The organism is uncultured Nostoc sp. (assembly GCF_964247315.1).
Lineage (GTDB): Bacteria > Cyanobacteriota > Cyanobacteriia > Cyanobacteriales > Nostocaceae > Nostoc.
Window position 1 is genome coordinate 21,127 of sequence record NZ_CAXTTT010000078.1, and the last position, 15,838, is coordinate 36,964.

18 protein-coding genes, 2 pseudogenes and 1 riboswitch are annotated in these 15,838 nt (G+C 41.4%); of the genes and pseudogenes, 13 read left to right on the plus strand and 7 right to left on the minus strand.

Annotated elements, in window-relative coordinates:
- Window positions 1-13: 13 nt before the first annotated feature.
- Window positions 14-391 (minus strand): hypothetical protein, encoded by a 378-nt coding sequence (locus ACFE93_RS21990; RefSeq protein ID WP_375476214.1) that lies wholly within the window; start codon window positions 389-391, stop codon window positions 14-16.
- A gap of 641 nt (window positions 392-1,032) precedes the next feature.
- A pseudogene (locus tag ACFE93_RS21995) lies at window positions 1,033-1,152 on the minus strand (IS630 family transposase); the annotation flags it as partial.
- A gap of 318 nt (window positions 1,153-1,470) precedes the next feature.
- Between ACFE93_RS21995 and ACFE93_RS22000 the strand changes: the two are divergent.
- The 5 genes and pseudogenes from ACFE93_RS22000 (at window position 1,471) to ACFE93_RS22020 (ending at window position 3,712) form a co-directional block, all read left to right on the plus strand.
- A complete protein-coding gene (locus ACFE93_RS22000; protein ID WP_375476216.1) occupies window positions 1,471-1,932 on the plus strand; it encodes a pyridoxamine 5'-phosphate oxidase family protein in 462 nt (153 codons plus the stop codon).
- A gap of 72 nt (window positions 1,933-2,004) precedes the next feature.
- A complete protein-coding gene (locus tag ACFE93_RS22005; RefSeq protein WP_375476218.1) occupies window positions 2,005-2,148 on the plus strand; it encodes a hypothetical protein in 144 nt (47 codons plus the stop codon).
- Between the two features lie 101 nt (window positions 2,149-2,249).
- Window positions 2,250-2,453 carry a ChaB family protein gene (locus ACFE93_RS22010; protein WP_375476220.1) on the plus strand — a complete coding sequence of 68 codons (204 nt, stop codon included), beginning with the start codon at window positions 2,250-2,252 and terminating at the stop codon, window positions 2,451-2,453.
- Between the two features lie 55 nt (window positions 2,454-2,508).
- Window positions 2,509-2,700: pseudogene (locus ACFE93_RS22015) on the plus strand (hypothetical protein); the annotation flags it as partial.
- Window positions 2,701-3,100: 400 nt separating this feature from the next.
- A complete protein-coding gene (locus tag ACFE93_RS22020) occupies window positions 3,101-3,712 on the plus strand; it encodes a DUF411 domain-containing protein (RefSeq protein WP_375476222.1) in 612 nt (203 codons plus the stop codon).
- Between the two features lie 44 nt (window positions 3,713-3,756).
- Here ACFE93_RS22020 and ACFE93_RS22025 read toward each other — a convergent pair whose 3' ends face one another.
- Window positions 3,757-4,698, minus strand: coding sequence for a tetratricopeptide repeat protein (locus tag ACFE93_RS22025; protein ID WP_375476224.1), 942 nt, complete (start codon window positions 4,696-4,698; stop codon window positions 3,757-3,759).
- Between the two features lie 227 nt (window positions 4,699-4,925).
- Window positions 4,926-5,318, minus strand: a complete 393-nt coding sequence (locus tag ACFE93_RS22030) for a hypothetical protein (protein WP_375476226.1) — start codon at window positions 5,316-5,318, stop codon at window positions 4,926-4,928.
- 519 nt (window positions 5,319-5,837) lie between these two features.
- Here ACFE93_RS22030 and ACFE93_RS22035 point away from each other — a divergent pair.
- Both ACFE93_RS22035 and ACFE93_RS22040 read left to right on the plus strand, forming a co-directional pair.
- A complete protein-coding gene (locus ACFE93_RS22035; protein ID WP_375476228.1) occupies window positions 5,838-6,254 on the plus strand; it encodes a KTSC domain-containing protein in 417 nt (138 codons plus the stop codon).
- Between the two features lie 206 nt (window positions 6,255-6,460).
- The gene (locus ACFE93_RS22040) at window positions 6,461-6,946 is read left to right on the plus strand and encodes a molybdenum cofactor biosynthesis protein MoaE (protein ID WP_375476230.1); all 486 of its coding nucleotides are present in this window, start codon (window positions 6,461-6,463) and stop codon (window positions 6,944-6,946) included.
- A gap of 213 nt (window positions 6,947-7,159) precedes the next feature.
- Here ACFE93_RS22040 and ACFE93_RS22045 read toward each other — a convergent pair whose 3' ends face one another.
- Window positions 7,160-7,552, minus strand: coding sequence for a VOC family protein (locus tag ACFE93_RS22045; RefSeq protein ID WP_375476232.1), 393 nt, complete (start codon window positions 7,550-7,552; stop codon window positions 7,160-7,162).
- A 103-nt stretch (window positions 7,553-7,655) separates the two neighbouring features.
- A complete protein-coding gene (locus ACFE93_RS22050; protein ID WP_375476234.1) occupies window positions 7,656-8,069 on the minus strand; it encodes a GNAT family acetyltransferase in 414 nt (137 codons plus the stop codon).
- 149 nt (window positions 8,070-8,218) lie between these two features.
- Here ACFE93_RS22050 and ACFE93_RS22055 point away from each other — a divergent pair, with 149 nt between their 5' ends.
- The 6 genes from ACFE93_RS22055 to ACFE93_RS22080 all read left to right on the plus strand — a co-directional run bounded on the left by ACFE93_RS22055 (window position 8,219) and on the right by ACFE93_RS22080 (window position 14,247).
- Window positions 8,219-8,995: a dienelactone hydrolase family protein gene (locus ACFE93_RS22055; RefSeq protein WP_375476236.1), complete on the plus strand. Its 777-nt coding sequence runs from the start codon at window positions 8,219-8,221 to the stop codon at window positions 8,993-8,995.
- Between the two features lie 119 nt (window positions 8,996-9,114).
- A complete protein-coding gene (locus tag ACFE93_RS22060) occupies window positions 9,115-9,483 on the plus strand; it encodes a hypothetical protein (RefSeq protein ID WP_375476238.1) in 369 nt (122 codons plus the stop codon).
- A 251-nt stretch (window positions 9,484-9,734) separates the two neighbouring features.
- On the plus strand, window positions 9,735-10,871 hold the full coding sequence (gene ssuD / locus ACFE93_RS22065; RefSeq protein ID WP_375476240.1) for an FMNH2-dependent alkanesulfonate monooxygenase: 1,137 nt from the start codon (window positions 9,735-9,737) through the stop codon (window positions 10,869-10,871).
- Between the two features lie 200 nt (window positions 10,872-11,071).
- Window positions 11,072-11,203, plus strand: a riboswitch (cobalamin riboswitch).
- On the plus strand, window positions 11,177-12,736 hold the full coding sequence (gene cobG / locus ACFE93_RS22070; protein WP_375476242.1) for a precorrin-3B synthase: 1,560 nt from the start codon (window positions 11,177-11,179) through the stop codon (window positions 12,734-12,736). Its footprint overlaps the riboswitch before it by 27 nt.
- Before the next feature lie 177 nt (window positions 12,737-12,913).
- A complete protein-coding gene (locus ACFE93_RS22075; protein ID WP_375476244.1) occupies window positions 12,914-13,540 on the plus strand; it encodes a precorrin-8X methylmutase in 627 nt (208 codons plus the stop codon).
- A 2-nt stretch (window positions 13,541-13,542) separates the two neighbouring features.
- On the plus strand, window positions 13,543-14,247 hold the full coding sequence (locus ACFE93_RS22080) for a precorrin-2 C(20)-methyltransferase (RefSeq protein WP_375476246.1): 705 nt from the start codon (window positions 13,543-13,545) through the stop codon (window positions 14,245-14,247).
- Between the two features lie 86 nt (window positions 14,248-14,333).
- On the opposite strand, the gene ACFE93_RS22085 is transcribed toward ACFE93_RS22080, so the two are convergent.
- Window positions 14,334-15,020, minus strand: a complete 687-nt coding sequence (locus tag ACFE93_RS22085; RefSeq protein ID WP_375476248.1) for a PHP domain-containing protein — start codon at window positions 15,018-15,020, stop codon at window positions 14,334-14,336.
- Between the last annotated feature and the right edge of the window lie 818 nt (window positions 15,021-15,838).

The following is a 15,838-nucleotide window of genomic DNA, read 5'->3' on the forward strand; positions in this document are numbered from 1 at the left end:
CATTTGAAATACTCTATCCTGCTACGAATTTCTGTGCTGCCTCAATTGCTGCTTCTAACTCTTGCCGGCTGCTGGCTTTGACTTTCAGTTTCTTGCCATTAGCCTCTATTTCTAGTTCAATGGTTTTGCTGCCAAGGCGATCGCCTAAAAATCCCATCAGTGCTTTAATATTCTTGGCATTCACCTGGGCTGTTAGCCAACCCACAGCCAGTCCTGTAAGTGACTTACTTCCTGCTGGCGCTTCTGCTTCACGGAAAAGACTAGCATTTTCCACTTCATCCAGTTGCAGCATCTGTTGCAATAGTCTCTGCGTTTCGTCTTGCAGTTCATCGTCATCTAAATCAGGCTCTTGCAAGGCGATGGTAATCTGGACGTTGGATGTACTCGCCATTCTCAACCTCTAATTGTGGTTAATGTTTAAATTATCACAACTATCTTCTACAATCCAACTAGTAATAATTCCGGTTTGGATTGTTGTAAATACAAAATTTGCCAATATGCATAGCGTGCTATAAATAAAAAGAGTACTGCAAAGTAAAAATAGATACTCTTATTTACCACATTTACTTTGTTAATTTAGCAATACCAGAGCGATCGCTATTGCTGTGTCATATTATAAAATTTCACAGTTGCAGAATATCTGAGCGTCGGCTTTGTACCCTTCTCTACGGAAGGCCAAAGGCGAACAGGAGGTAAGCTATGGTGCAGCCGTGATTTTTAATCGTTAATTATATTAGCTGATTACTTTATCAAAAAGCCTAATTACTTTATTAAAATACTTAAGTGCTTTCTCAAAATGTCATTTTACTTATTCATTTTGGTGTTTTCCGCAAGTAAAATGACATTTGACTTTCTTAAAATACTTGAATACTTTCTCAGTAAATAAGTCGGCGAAAATAAATAAAACTACAAAATTTAAGCTAAAACCTCTTTAAAAACTCGTTTCTAGACTCTGACTAGAAATGTTCCTGATTGCGCTACTGCCGTCAGTCAGGGAGGCGGCAGCCCCAAAATAGGCATTCCCAGTCCAAGATCGGCAGAGTGAGTTAGCAAATATCGTAGGTAGTCTATGGTATTTTCTGAGTTTCCCCCGTCATCAGGTTTGATAATCAATTTTCGTTCCAAATAATCAACGGCCCTGTAGTATGTCTGCCAAATTATGACTTTATCACCCTAAAGTTATAGAGACAGTTTGAATTTAGTGCAAAATTTCTAAAATTTATGTCTAAAGAAATAAGCACAAAATTAACCTGACTATGCCTAAAAGTTGTGTATGCACAGAACAGTCACTCTCAACCAATATCTCTATAGATATAACTAAAAAAGCTAATTTTAGGATAATTCCACCTGTAGGCTCACGCAATTTAAACAAAAAACGTTAATACTGAAAAAATAACTTTATCAGCATTAAATCGTGGTTGTAATCAAAAATTACAGCCCAGACAAAAAATACATAAAAAAGTACAAACAATGGCAACCCCTACAGACCGCGAGCAACAGATTCAAAAACTGCGTGAACTAATCAAAGATATCGATTATGGTATGTTCACCACAGTCGATGACGATGGCAGTTTGCATAGTTACCCTATGTCAAAAAGTGGTGAGATTAACTCTGATAGCATACTCTGGTTCTTTACTTATACTGGTTCCCATAAGGTGACTGAAATTGAACACCATGAGCAGGTAAATATTAGTTTCTCGTCACCCGAACAGCAGCGATATGTTTCTATATCAGGTACAGCACAACTTGTGAAAGACCGCAACAAGATGCGAGAGCTATGGAAGCCAGAGCTTCAAACTTGGTTTCCTAAAGGACTAGACGAACCTGATATTGCTCTGCTAAAGGTGAATATTAACCAGGTTGATTATTGGGATAGTGTATCGAGTTTCAAGCCACAAACAATTAGTTTTCTGACTACATTACGCCTTTAAGTAATTCGTAATTCGTAATTCGTAATTTTTAGTTAACAATTCAATTACGAATTATTTTAAGACGTGTAATTGTTGGAAAAAATTAGCACTCAAGAAGCCATTTGCTATGCCATGACTTTACCGATCGCTATACTTGTCAGTGGGATTGATGCTCTGGAAGTACTGCGGCAGAATTTAGCGATCGCTCGTGGCTTTCAACCAAAAAAATTGCTTTGACAATCCTCTCAGATCGGGTGCAACAACTGATTTAAGTATAAATTTGAAATTTCAGTAACACAATAGTTGCTTTACTGACGTTAATCAAGGAAATGAAATTTATGCCTTACAAACAAATTGCAGACTTACCTGATTCAGTCAAAGACCATTTACCCAAACACGCCCAAGAAATTTTTTGGGCTGCATTTAACAGTGCTCAAGAAGAATATGGGGGAGAAGAACATGCCTTTCGTGTTGCTTGGAGTGCGGTAAAGCGCGATTACGAAAAAGGCAACGATGGGCATTGGCACAAAAAGTTAGAATAGGTTATACCATTTGGGATTTTGGCTTTTATATTGGGAAAGAGTTCTGCAAGGTCTTATGAATTACCTTGTTGCAGTTTTACCAGATCGAATACAAGCAAAAGCCGCCTACTCTGCTCTGGAAAAAGCAGGCTTGCCAACTTCACAAGTCAATATTTTGGGCGATGGTTATCTAAGTGCTGATGAATTTGGACTAATTGATCCCAACAAGCAAGCTAGCAAACAATCAACTCGGCTCTTTTGGTGGCTTTGCGTACTGCGTCCATTTGAAGCAGAAAATATCCAAGGCTATACAGACTATTTACAAAACAGCAAACTTGTAGGAAAGGAGATGGGGAAATAAATCTAAATGGCAGGCATTCCTGAATCAAAATATGAATTATGGGACGATCGCCTCAAAAAAAGCGTAGGCGTAGCCCGTCGTAGACATCGCTCCATTTGTTTTCACAAAAAAAGTATATTTTTAGAGATATGAGTGAAAATGAATGTAGAGACATAGCATTGCTACGTCTCTACAAAGATTCTGGATAACGCATATTTAATTTTATTCATATCTCTTTGTATGTAAAATTGTAGTGTTTTTAAACACTGAGGGACGCAACGTAAGCGTAGAGTGTTTTGGAAGCAATGTTGTATTTAGGAAGTATCAGATGTTGCACAAACAATTGATTTATTGCTGGCAAAAATGGTTACTTCCCATCTTGATGCCTGCTACTGTGCAAATAGTGGTTCTAACATTAGGGGTGTTGAGCATCTTGGGAAGTACTGCTCCTATGAGTCATGCTCAAGCTATTTTTCCCACTTCTATTGCAGGTAAAGCTCAACTGTTAAGTACCACTAGGCACATCCAGGAGCAACAAACACCATCAAAATCAACAGTGCTAAATGCTACTGTGTATCACAGTCCCGATTGTAACTGTTGTGGCGGGTGGATTGCTCACTTAAAGGCACAGGGTTTTAAAATCACAGATTTTTCTACGCCTGATATCGAAACAGTCAAACAAAAGTACAACGTGCCGGATAACTTGTCATCTTGCCACACAGCAATTGTTAATGGATATGTTATCGAAGGACACGTTCCAGCAGACGACATCAAACGTCTGCTTCAAGAAAAGCCAAATGTTGTTGGTTTATCTGTTCCTCAAATGCCTGTAGGCACTCCTGGGATGGAGATGGGGAATCGAAAAGACCCGTTTTCTGTGCTTTCCTTCGATCGCAATAACTCAGTTGCAGTATTCAATAAGTATGGTGGTGAATCCTGAGTGAATTAAAAGGGTCTTTTAACTCGCAACTCAGCACTCTTTATTTAGAACCATTTTTGAGCGACTGTGACAAATGACTTAACCATTTCCTTAACCGAGAAGGCAGATGCGAAAGTTGCAACATTTTGAGAAAGAAACTCAATGGCATGGTTACAATCTTGTAGGCTGGCATCGAGTCCGATTGCATGATAAATTTCACGAGCATTGCAAAAGGCATTCATCGCTTCTGATTTTCGATTGATTTTTTCTAACACTAAACCCAAATTAAACCAGGCGTTTGCTTCCTCATTTCGGTCATCAAGATCCCTTCTAATCTCTAATGAACGCTGATAAAACTCAAACGCCCTTTGATACTTTCCTAAAGCCTTATAAGCACCGCCCAATCCATTTAAGGCCATACTTTGACCATTGCGATCGCTGATGAATTTTGCCAGCCCTAACCATTGTTGGTAAAACTCAATTGCTAGTTGGTAAGATCCCAATGATTCATAAGTATTGCCCAAACTTCCCAGGCAAAGACCTTCCCCAGTCCAATCGCCTGTTTTCTTGGTTATACTCAACCATTGTTGGTAAAACTCTATCGCTTGTTCGTACTTACCCAGATATTCATAAGTATTGCCCAAACTTCCTAAGCTTATGCCTTCCCCAGTGCGATCGCCTATTTTCCTGGTAATACTCAACCACTGGTGATAAAATTCAATCGCTCGCTGATATTTGCCTAGTGATTGGTAAGCGTTACCCAATCCAGATAAAGATTTGGCTTCTTCTAAGCGATCGCCTATTTCTCTAGCTATATCTAACCACTGTTGATAAAACTCAATTGCTAGGTGGTACTCTCCTAGTGACTGGTAAGCATTGCCCAAACTTCCCAAAGAAATCACTTCCTGATTGCGATCGCCTGTTTCTCTGGCTTTTTCTAAGCACCGCTCTTCAAACTCAATGGACTCAATATTATTTACTTCCCCGGATCTTATTACTTCTGTCATTCTCTATAGAAATTTTGATCGATAAGCTGTCGATTATACAATTTTCTGCGGCTTTAGGACAGGATAAATGCAACTTATGTCAAAATCGAGAAATTCTTCTTCAATATCAAATATTATATACGCAGCATCGCGCTGTATAAAAGGATTTTATTTATCCTTGTTAACAATCACACGAATATACCGTGCTGAAAAACTTAGCTTTCTCAAAAGATATAAGACAAACCAAATTAATCAGCAGCAGCATAATCTGGCAATACGTTGAGTTCTGAATTCACAGCACTTAGATAATTTTGATCGTTTAAAACTTGTGATGGTAACTTATCTGCATTCACAGCAGCTTTAACCAAATCTTTCGCAAGAATATTTCTATTCTGAGTTTTAAGTATTAGCGCTTCTCCGCTAGGAATACCATGTTGTTGCAGACCTCCTTGATAAGCAAAAGCAACTAGATTTGAAGGCTGAAGGTAATTCGCAGAAGTCGAGTTCGTGGATAAATTGTTAGAGTTCACAGCTATTTTTTCACTGTTGTTGATAGTAGCTGTTTGAGCGCCAGCAATTCCAGGTACAAGAGTAATAGAAGCAAAAATCAATGCAGAATTTATCAAGGTAGCAAGTTTCATAAGTTATATTTAGATAAAATGCAATCGGTGTTACTTAGTAATAGAGTCCTCTTTATTATTAATCTCAACTTCCTTCAATCAGGTCATCTGATCGGTTGATCTATGACTCACCCAAAAGGGTGAGCTAATTGAGTCACACAAAGAGCAGCAATAGAGACTTGTTAAGCCTAGACACAGAAAAGATTGGTTGAAATTTTCAAGTACTGAACTGAGGCGAGTTGGACATTTATGCAATTTTTAAATTCGCCTCTTGAGTTCCCTTAAGAAAGCAGAAATTGCTATGACAGGTGACTCAAACACTCCCATTCACTTAAACTGAATCGTAAGTATTTCGCCGGATGTCAGAGAAAAACACTTCGTGCTGCTTTGCTAAAGCGTCTCTGCGCACTTAAAATTCTCGCTTGGGAGAAAAAACTTGACGGCAAAGCGCTTTTATAGTATAAATGTACTATAAAAGCGCTTAAATGTTACATAAAACTTTACCACTCCCGACTACGCCAATAGGAGAGTACAAAATAAATGAAGCTATCTAAGGTAGACTTGAGCAGTTTAGTAGCGATCGCTCACTCTGATGGATATTTGCAGTTGTTGCTCGACCGAGGTAACGAACTAGAGTTTTTGGAAATTCCGGCACCAATACAAGCTTATGAAGGATTGCAAGAACTAAACGAAGCGATTGCCGAAACGACTGCATTACCCTGTGAAGAAGAACCAATTGTCATGCTACCAGTTGTCTCATCAATGGCTATGGCTGTAGGCTACGATCGCCACGAACAGATTTTGCAAGTTGAATTTCAAAGTGGAGCAGTTTATCAGTACTTAGGCGTAGACGAGGATACTTGGGAAGATTTACATTCCTCTGACTCAATTGGCAGCTTTTTCAATCAAGAGATTAAAGGTAGATATGACTGCGATCGTCTAGATAATGCAGATTAATCATTAATAACTGCATGTAGGGTTTTCAATAATTCTTGCGTTGTATAAGGTTTAGGTAAAAAGGCTGTATACTCAGCCGTTTTATCGATCGGTACTTGTTCACTTGTTGCCAGTCGATTTACAGCAATAATCGGCAACACTAAACATAAACTAGTAACGCTTTCTTCAGAGACAATAGAAAAAGCCTATATAATATCAACGCAGTTATGACAACCACACTTACCTCTGCTGTTAAACCAAGAGCTGAAGATAGTTTTGCCATTACCTTTGCGCCGTTATCCCTAGAAGAAATCTACGCCAAATCTGACGATCCAGCCAATGGTGCTGTGGTTGTAATGAGTGGTATGGTTCGCAATCAAACCGATGGTAAACCTGTGATTGCTCTAGAGTATCAAGCTTATGAACCGATGGCGTTGCGGATATTTTATCAAATTGCTGCTGATATTCGCTTATCTATGTCTGATGTGAATCGAGTCGTGATTTATCATCGCGTTGGACGTTTGCAAGTTGGGGAAATTAGCGTTTTAGTAGCTGTGGGTTCTCCTCATCGGCGTGAGGCGTTTGAAGCTTGCCAATATGCTATTGATACGCTCAAACACAATGCCCCTATATGGAAGAAAGAGCATTGGGAAGATGGTTCTAGCACCTGGGTGAGTATTGGTGCGTGTGAAACATCAGGAGAAAATTGTTAAGATTTCCAATTTACCGACATTCTCGCCCACAATTATTAAGGGTTTTGACAAAATATTGATAGCCCCAGGAAAACTGCTATTCACTTCTTTAAAGTGTGTTGAACTCATCGACACCACTCGCCATAACCTTGAAAATCGCAAAACTTCGTTGGCTGGTGTCGATTGTTTCCACAGTAAGGGTTTCAGGCTACAAAATCGATTTTTTATTGATAATTACTTGATGGTTGTTGACAAAACAAACTCTGCAATCTCTATACGATTCCCGCCGGGATCTCGGAGGAAAAACCGCACGCATCCTGGAACTGGTCGTTGATCGGGAATAATTTCTATCCCATGCTCTTTTAGGTGTTCTTCAAAGGCGTTCAAGTTATCAACTTGGAAACAAAAATGCCGTCTAGATGCTTGGTTATTGGCGTTTTTCTCTCTACTAACGTGCAGTTCAATGTCTCCCAACTTGTACCATGCTCCTGAATCATTTTTGATGATATCAGGTCTGGCAATTTCAGTCAGTCCCAAAACTTCGCTGTAGAAAAATAGTATTGCTTCCTCCACTTCAAAAGGATAGGTTACTTGAATATGATGAACTGCATTAAGCTTAAGCTTCATAAATTTTTTTCCTAATTTGGGTTAAATTTGGTAGCGCTATAATCACCTTTTGCCGTAATACTGGCGTATTTCTAAAGTTTTTCTGTTCCGACTCACCAAACATCTATACGACAAGCTTTCCCATACTGATGCGTTCTTCTACGAGATAGCCAAGTTTTTTATAAAACTCAACTACTTCTGCGTTGGAGATACGAACTTGGAGATTGATTTTGAGGCATCCTATCGCTATCAATTCCTTCTCTGCGTGCTGCACTAGGTTGCTACCAATACCCTGTTGTTGATACTGAGGACTAACCGCAACTGTGTATAGCCAACCGCGATGCCCGTCATATCCTGCCATGATAGTGCCTACAATTACAGAGTTAATCTCAGTAACGAAAAATAACTCAGGCTGTACAGCAAGCTTCTGACTGATTACCAATTTTGGGCTGCTGTGCGACGGATTATTAGGAAACACCTCATCCCACAAAGCACTAACTAATTCAGCATCAGATTCTTGGTATGGTCTTATATTCATCTACATCTTTAAATCAAAGGACTTGCCTTTGCACATTATTTGTGAAATACTAACCTCAAAATACGATAAACCGATACATTTTAAGTAGTATTCTACAAAAATTACCATAAAACATCGCGTCCTGAAAGCAATTACAGGCTAATCCTAAGATGACAAACACAGAAATTCGCACTGCTCGAGTTAAAGTCCCCAACGGAGATTTGCAAATTGATGCTTACTTAGCTGAACCAGCCCAAAAGGGAACCTTCCCAGCCGTTATTGTGATTCAGGAAATTTTTGGAGTTAATATTCACATTCGGGAAGTTGCTGAGAAATTTGCCAAAGAGGGGTATGTGGCGATGTCTTCGACGGGCTACGCCTACGCCCCGACTTTATTTCAACGCACCGCCCCCGGTTACGAGGGTGGATACACCCCTGAAGATGTTCAGCAAGGGAGAGGATATAAGGAGCAGACAACAGCAGAGGAAATATTGAGTGATATTAAGGCTGCGATCGCCTATTTAAGAACCTTACCAAATGTGCAAGGAGATGCGATCGGTTCTATTGGTTTCTGCTTTGGTGGTCACGTAGTTTATCTAGCTGCCACTTTACCAGATATTAAAGTTACAGCTTCCTTCTATGGTGGCGGTATTCCCAACTCAACTCCCGGCGGTGGAGAACCAACCATCACCCGCACTTCAGAGATTAAAGGCCCCATTTACGCCTTCTTTGGTCTTGACGATGGGGGAATCCCCTTAGAACATACAGAACAGATTGAGGCTGAATTGAAGAAAAATCAGATTACTCATGCTATCTTCCGTTATCCCGGTGCAGGACATGGCTTTTTCTGCAATCATCGCGCCAGCTACAATGCCGAAGCTGCCGCCGATGCTTGGAAAAATGTTCAAGAACTGTTCCAAAAGAACCTTCAGCTTCAAAAAGTCTAAATCTTTAGGTTAGGAGCAATACAACATTAGAGGGGCACATCTGTGCGCCTCTACGACCGAACATAGGCAAATATTAGTCAAATAAGTCAAAAGCAAATAAAAAACAAAGTATCACGTTCATGATTCCCGCCTTCAAACAGCCACGAGTTCAATTTTTCCAACGTTTTTCACTATTCCTTTTACCTGGATTATTAACAATCTCAACAACCTTAATCAGTTGCTCAGTCCAAACCCCAAATTCAGAAAATCAAACCACTGGTTTGAAAACCAAAGTTGTCCGCATGGGGTATCAAAGTTCTGGGGATATTGTCAGACTTAAAAGATTGATAGAAAAACGTCTAAAGCCTTTAGGTGTTTCCGTGGGATGGGCACAATTTGCCGCCGGGCCACAACTGATGGAAGCGATGAATGTGGGTAGAGCTGATATTGGCTCTGTAGGCGAGACTCCCCCGATATTTGCCCAAGCGGCTGGTACATCTTTAGTTTAATGTTGCTAGTAATAAACCCAGTACTGGTAAAGGAAGCGGAATTATCGTCCAAAATAATTCACCGATTCGGACTTTAGCCGATCTCAAAGGTAAAAAAGTAGTTTTTCAAAACAGAAGATTGCAGATTTGTTTGCCAAAGAAAAAGTGATACCTAAGCCAATTAATATTAAAGAAGCGATGCTGACTAGCGAACAATATGCAGCCATCACACCGGAAACCATTAGCCAGAAATAGCGCCAGGAGATAGGAAAATGGAAGTTTTTTGGTATTTGCCGACACAGGGAGATGAGCGTTATTTAGGTACTACAATCGGCAGGCGACCAGCCACTTATCCCTATATGCAGCAAATAGCTCAAGCTGTTGATAAATTGGGCTATGGCGGGATGTTGATTGGTACTGGACAAAAACAAGATACTTGGATTGTAGCTACTTCATTAATTTCAGTTACAGAACGCTTACGGTTTCTTGTAGCCTTTCGTCCAGCAATTATGTCGCCTTCTTTAGCAGTTAGAATGGCTGCTACTTTTGACCAGATTTCTAATGGTCGAATTATTCTGAATGTTGTCACTGGTGGCGACACAAAAGAACTTGCAAAAGATGGGATTTTCTTAGATCACGATCAGCGTTATGAACTCACGGATGAGTTTTTGACAATTTGGCGATCGCTAATGCAAGGTGAAGAAGTAAGCTATAGTGGTCGCCACTTGCAAGTTCAAGGCGCAAAACTCCAATTTCCTCCCGTACAAAAGCCTTATCCCACCTTATATTTTGGTGGTTCTTCAGATGCTGCTCTCCAAGTTGCTGCCAAACACATTGATGTGTATTTAACTTGGGGTGAACCACCAGATAAAGTTGCCCAAAAGATTGCAAAGGTACGCCAATTAGCAGCAGAACAAGGTAGAACGGTACGCTTTGGGATTCGGATGCACGTCATAGTCCGCGAAACTACGCAAAAGGCTTGGGATGCAGCTAATGAACTGATTCAGTATGTCGATGATGAAACCATAGCAGCTGCACATCAGCGATTTACTCAGTCTGAATCAGAAGGGCAACGCCGCATGGCACAACTGCACAATGGCAAACGCGAAAACTTAGAAATTAGCCCCAACTTATGGGCAGGTGTTGGCTTAGTGCGTGGCGGCGCTGGGACTGCCTTAGTCGGAGATCCAGAGACAGTTGCAGCGCGAATGTTGGAATATACCGATTTAGGAATTGATACCTTCGTTTTCTCAGGGTATCCCCATCTCGAAGAAGCCTATCGAGTCGCAGAATTATTATTTCCCAGGTTGCCGTTACAAACTCCGGCGATTGCATTACCGCAGCAGGTTGCAAGTACATTCAGTGAATTTGTTACCAACACAGATTTACTCAAACCACAGCCTGTATAAGCAATTCAAAATTCAAAAAAGCATAAGTCTGAAAAAACCTCAACTTAGACCGGCTAACTTTTTCTAAAGCAAGTTTTGCAGCAAAAAGGCTCAAGCATTCCTGCCTGAGCCATATATCTTTCGATCGGTAGTGGATAAGCTCAGTTAAAATTTCTGGCTATAGTAATGGTAAGATGATTATCCGGATGATGTCTGGTTAAAATCTATAACCTAAACAAAGTCTAAATTACTAAAACTGAGAGTTGGGAAACTCCGGTGAAATTCCGGGACTGTGCCGCAGCTGTGATGGGATCGCCCAAGTCAGAATGCCAACTCTTAGGATGTCCTCAAGACACACTCACCGTCTACTCCCTGCGTTGCACAGGGAAGGAGTTCTAAGTTTGCTTTCTGGATTTGCCACTTGCCCTGGCTTGTTTTATCCTACTCCTGCCGCAGATGGTATATTATCTCGCGTTAGAATACCAGGTGGAATTATTAGTAGTCAGCAGTGCCGTGCGATCGCAGATATAGCAGAACAGCACGGTGGAGGCTATATAGATGTGACTAATCGAGCTAATCTACAAGTCCGTGAGATTCGCACGGGGATAAATGCTGAGGTTCTGAAGTACCTACAAAATATGGGATTGGGTTCTGACAATACTGTTGTAGACCAAATCCGCAATATTATGACCAGTCCGACTGCTGGTATCGATCCCCAGGAATTAATCGACACTCGCCCTTTTGTGCAAGGTTGGGATGATTATATTGCAGCACATCCGGCGCTTTCGGGACTGTCGGCAAAATTTAGCGTTTGCTTTGATGGTGGTGGGATAATTCAGGTAGGCGATCGCTTGAATGATATCGCTTTTGCTGCTGTCTTAGTTAACGATAATGTTTACTTTCGCCTCTATCTCAGTGTCGGCGAGAAGGGTAAACCGCCGAGCGATACGGGAATTTTGTTACCAACAGAGGAATGTTTGCCCGTCTTAGCAGCTTTGGCGGATGTCTATCTAGCTTATAGTCATACTCCGAGTAAACGGCGGCTACGTCTGAGAGAGTTATTAAATACTTTGGGTTGCGAAAATTATCTTCAGGAAGTTCAACAGCGTCTACCTTTTTCTCTTTTATGCGGTGAAATAAGAAAAGACCTACTCCCCCTTACCTTGCTGGGGGAGAAATATCAGCATATTGGCATCCATCCCCAACGTCAGCAAGGCTTATTTTACATTGGTGTCGTCTTGCCCCTGGGCCGATTGGAAAGTAGACAGATGCTGGGTTTAGCAGATTTAGCAGCAAAATACGGTAGTGGAACTCTCAGGCTAACCCCTTGGCAAAATCTGCTCCTTACAGATATTCCTCGGCAATGGGTTGCTGATGTCCAAAGTGAAATTGCTTTCTTAGGATTAGATTCCTCTGCAACCAACATCAAGAGTGCATTAGTTGCCTGTTCTGGAAAAAAGGGTTGCGCCGCTTCTGCTACGGATACCAAAAGTCATGCGTTGAGATTAGCAGAGTATCTTGAAACTTGCGTTACTCTCGATTACCCAGTTAATATCCACTTTAGCGGCTGCGAAAAATCTTGCGCCCAACATAGCAAGAGTGATATTACTCTGCTTGGTGTCAGCATTGAAGCTGACAATGAAACTGTAGAGGGATATCACATTTATGTTGGTGACAGCAAATATAAATTCGGACGCGAACTATATAAATATGTAACTTTTGCCGAACTACCTGCATTAATAGAGCGGATGCTATATGTATATAAAATTCAACGCTTAAATTCTGATGAATCCTTTGGGGAATTTGCTAATCGATATCCACCAGCACAATTACAGCAGTTATTTAATAAATACTTAGAAAATGGAACTACAGATAAATACAGATAATTGATTCCTCCCTTTCTCTGACTCTGTGTCGCGCCAGTTGCTTCAAGTCGGGGAACCCGCCCAACGCACTGGCTTCTCTGCGCCTCTGCGGTTAATTAAATTAGGTATTCTTCCATTGAAAAAGAAGTATCTATACATAACTAACAAATCAATCTAAAATCTAAAATCCTAAATTTCATGTCTAACTATATCCGAGATGCCAACGAAATTTACCGTAATTCCTTTGCAATCATCCGGTCAGAAGCGAACTTAGATGTATTGCCACCGGATGTAGCAAAAGTTGCTGTGCGTCTAATTCATGCCTGTGGGATGACGGATATTGTCACTGACTTGGGATATTCACCAACAGCAGTACAATCTGCAAGGGCAGCACTGGCAGCAGGAGCGCCAATTCTCTGCGATTGCCGAATGGTTGCCGATGGCGTTACCAGGCGGCGGTTGTCTGCAAACAATCAAGTTATCTGTACCCTCAACGAGCCAGAAGTGCCAGAATTTGCCCAAAGTATGGGTACTACAAGGTCGGCAGCAGCTTTAGAATTATGGCGATCGCACTTAGAAGGCTCAGTAATCGCAATTGGCAATGCGCCCACAGCCCTGTTCAGACTGTTAGAAATGCTTGATGCAGGAGCTAACAAACCTGCGATTATCTTGGGCTTTCCAGTGGGGTTTGTCGGTGCAGCAGAATCGAAAGCAGCATTGGCAGCAGACAGCAGAAATGTACCATTTTTAACCTTACACGGTCGGCGCGGTGGAAGTGCGATCGCGGCAGCAGCAGTTAACGCCCTGGCAACGGAGGAAGAATGAATATGCAACCCAAAGGTCGTCTCTATGGAATTGGTGTCGGCCCAGGCGATCCAGAACTATTGACTCTGAAGGCACTGCGGCTATTACGTGCGGCTCCTGTGGTAGCCTATCAATCAGCCACAGATAAAGAAAGTATTGCTAGAGCGATCGTCGCGCAGTATCTTCCTGGCAATCAAATCGAGGTATTATTTCACCTTCCCCGCGCTTTAGAACCAGAAAAAGCAAAGTCTATTTATGACCAGGAAATTCAACCAATCGCCGACCATTTAGCAGCCGGTCGAGATGTCGTGGTGCTATGTGAGGGCGATCCATTTTTCTATGGCTCATTTATGTACTTGTTCACGCGGTTATGCGACCAGTACGAAACAGAAGTTGTCCCTGGAGTTTCCTCGCTGATGGCTTGTCCGGTAGCTTTGGGTGTACCTTTCACCTACTACACCGATATTCTCACCGTCTTACCAGCGCCATTACCAGCAGAAGAACTGACTACACATCTGCTGATGACCGATGCAGCAGCAATTATGAAACTAGGTCGTCACTTTACTAAAGTACGAGATATCCTACATAAATTAGGGTTAGCATCACGAGCAAGATATATTGAGCGGGCATCAACATCACAGCAACGCATCGTACCCTTGGATGAAGTTAATCCAGATGAAGTACCCTATTTCTCAATGATTGTGATTCCTACCAAGAATCGACTATAGTCCTTTGATCAATAATCGAAAATCCTAAATAGAATAACCTCCTGGCAGATTAAACCAGGAGAGTTGAGAAATAAATGGATTCATCTTTACAAGCGTTGTAGCAGGCTCAAACCGTGGCTATCAGTACCACAGGTATTGAAAAGAAAGTATTCATCAGCTAACTTTTGCACTTGTTCTGATTCCAAGGTGCTGGGTTTCCAGGGGTTAGGGTTATTGTAAGCGTAGAAAGTTTCCACACCATCGATGCCCTTTTGCGCCGCAGCTGGAATTAAATCGAAAAGCGATCGTTTATAACGAGCTGGATGAGCCAGAACTGCTAATCCCCCAGCTTCATGAATAGCGGCAATCACGTTACTTGCCTGATATTCTTGGCCTGTAGCCGCCCTTCTTTGCAGATAGGGTTTCATACTAGGGTGTTCTGTCGCAAAAGCATAAGCCAAAATGTGAACTTCTATATTTAAAAGGTTGGCATTGATTTCTACGCCACTCCACAGGTGAGGAATGCTTGCATTCGGATTATTCCACTTCCAATCTTCTAACCAAGCAAGGGCGGCTTGATAGCCGATAATACCATGATGATCGGTGATGGCTAACCCTTTTAGCCCAATAGCGATCGCCTGCTCGATCAATGCACTTGGCTGCAACCTTCCATCCGAGTGGACAGTGTGCATGTGAAAGTTGAATAGCCTTGGACAACTATGTGCATCAATGTTACGAAATACTTGCTTCAAAAGTTCTGCCGAAGCTGTAGTACGGGCCAAATTTACAACCATAACCCCCTCTGAAGAAAAATATATTTTCTTAACACACCAAAACGCTACATCTCTAGATGAGAAAGAACCAACACTAAAAATTAGTATCGGCTGCTACTTTCTCAGCTTTATCAGCAAATTTTTCAATATGTTAAGACTACGTTAGCAAATCTTAATCTCAGTAGTCATGGGTATTTTCGAGTACTTTGGATTTAAGTAGTAATAAATGCTGCATCCAAAACTCCATAACTACACCTGTAGCATCTGTGTTAAATGACTTAGATACTATAGGTTTAGTAGAGTAATTATCTATAATCAGCCGGAAATGCAACTATATACTGCGTATACAAAACATTATTTATCTCAGTAATTACAACTTTTGTCTAATCAATAATGAATTCAGCGTAGGCGTAGCCCGCCGCAGGCATCGCCAAAGTCAGAAAATTCTGTGATTGAAAACAGATAAGGGACTGACAAATAAAAAATATCCAACTATTTATTGTGGGGTGAGCGACACGAGCGCCCAGTAGCCAAAGGCGCTCATGTTGCCCACCCCACAAGATTGGATAATTTATTTCTTAGAAGTCCCTAATTATCTACAATAGTTCACAATCAAACTAGCGATCGGTTGCAAATCACTCTGAGTTTTCACCGGATCTAGAAAGTCTCTCCTCAAAGTAGAGAGGCTTTGAAACCCCCATTCCTTCGTAGGGAAGGGGGGCTGGGGGGTTAGGTTTCCGAGGCTTTGATGTTACGAAAAATACTTTTCAAACACCCTCTTAAGTCCCCTGCTTCTATTACAGCAGATTGCGAGTTGGTGAGGTACAAAAATACCCCAC

Coding starts and splice junctions, on each gene's coding strand:
- ACFE93_RS21990 (WP_375476214.1), bottom strand. CDS start 391: ATGGCGAGTACATCCAACGTCCAGATTACCATCGCCTTGCAAGAGCCT.
- ACFE93_RS22000 (WP_375476216.1), top strand. CDS start 1,471: ATGGCAACCCCTACAGACCGCGAGCAACAGATTCAAAAACTGCGTGAA.
- ACFE93_RS22010 (WP_375476220.1), top strand. CDS start 2,250: ATGCCTTACAAACAAATTGCAGACTTACCTGATTCAGTCAAAGACCAT.
- ACFE93_RS22020 (WP_375476222.1), top strand. CDS start 3,101: ATGTTGCACAAACAATTGATTTATTGCTGGCAAAAATGGTTACTTCCC.
- ACFE93_RS22025 (WP_375476224.1), bottom strand. CDS start 4,698: ATGACAGAAGTAATAAGATCCGGGGAAGTAAATAATATTGAGTCCATT.
- ACFE93_RS22030 (WP_375476226.1), bottom strand. CDS start 5,318: ATGAAACTTGCTACCTTGATAAATTCTGCATTGATTTTTGCTTCTATT.
- ACFE93_RS22035 (WP_375476228.1), top strand. CDS start 5,838: ATGAAGCTATCTAAGGTAGACTTGAGCAGTTTAGTAGCGATCGCTCAC.
- ACFE93_RS22040 (WP_375476230.1), top strand. CDS start 6,461: ATGACAACCACACTTACCTCTGCTGTTAAACCAAGAGCTGAAGATAGT.
- ACFE93_RS22045 (WP_375476232.1), bottom strand. CDS start 7,552: ATGAAGCTTAAGCTTAATGCAGTTCATCATATTCAAGTAACCTATCCT.
- ACFE93_RS22050 (WP_375476234.1), bottom strand. CDS start 8,069: ATGAATATAAGACCATACCAAGAATCTGATGCTGAATTAGTTAGTGCT.
- ACFE93_RS22055 (WP_375476236.1), top strand. CDS start 8,219: ATGACAAACACAGAAATTCGCACTGCTCGAGTTAAAGTCCCCAACGGA.
- ACFE93_RS22060 (WP_375476238.1), top strand. CDS start 9,115: ATGATTCCCGCCTTCAAACAGCCACGAGTTCAATTTTTCCAACGTTTT.
- ssuD (WP_375476240.1), top strand. CDS start 9,735: ATGGAAGTTTTTTGGTATTTGCCGACACAGGGAGATGAGCGTTATTTA.
- cobG (WP_375476242.1), top strand. CDS start 11,177: ATGCCAACTCTTAGGATGTCCTCAAGACACACTCACCGTCTACTCCCT.
- ACFE93_RS22075 (WP_375476244.1), top strand. CDS start 12,914: ATGTCTAACTATATCCGAGATGCCAACGAAATTTACCGTAATTCCTTT.
- ACFE93_RS22080 (WP_375476246.1), top strand. CDS start 13,543: ATGCAACCCAAAGGTCGTCTCTATGGAATTGGTGTCGGCCCAGGCGAT.
- ACFE93_RS22085 (WP_375476248.1), bottom strand. CDS start 15,020: ATGGTTGTAAATTTGGCCCGTACTACAGCTTCGGCAGAACTTTTGAAG.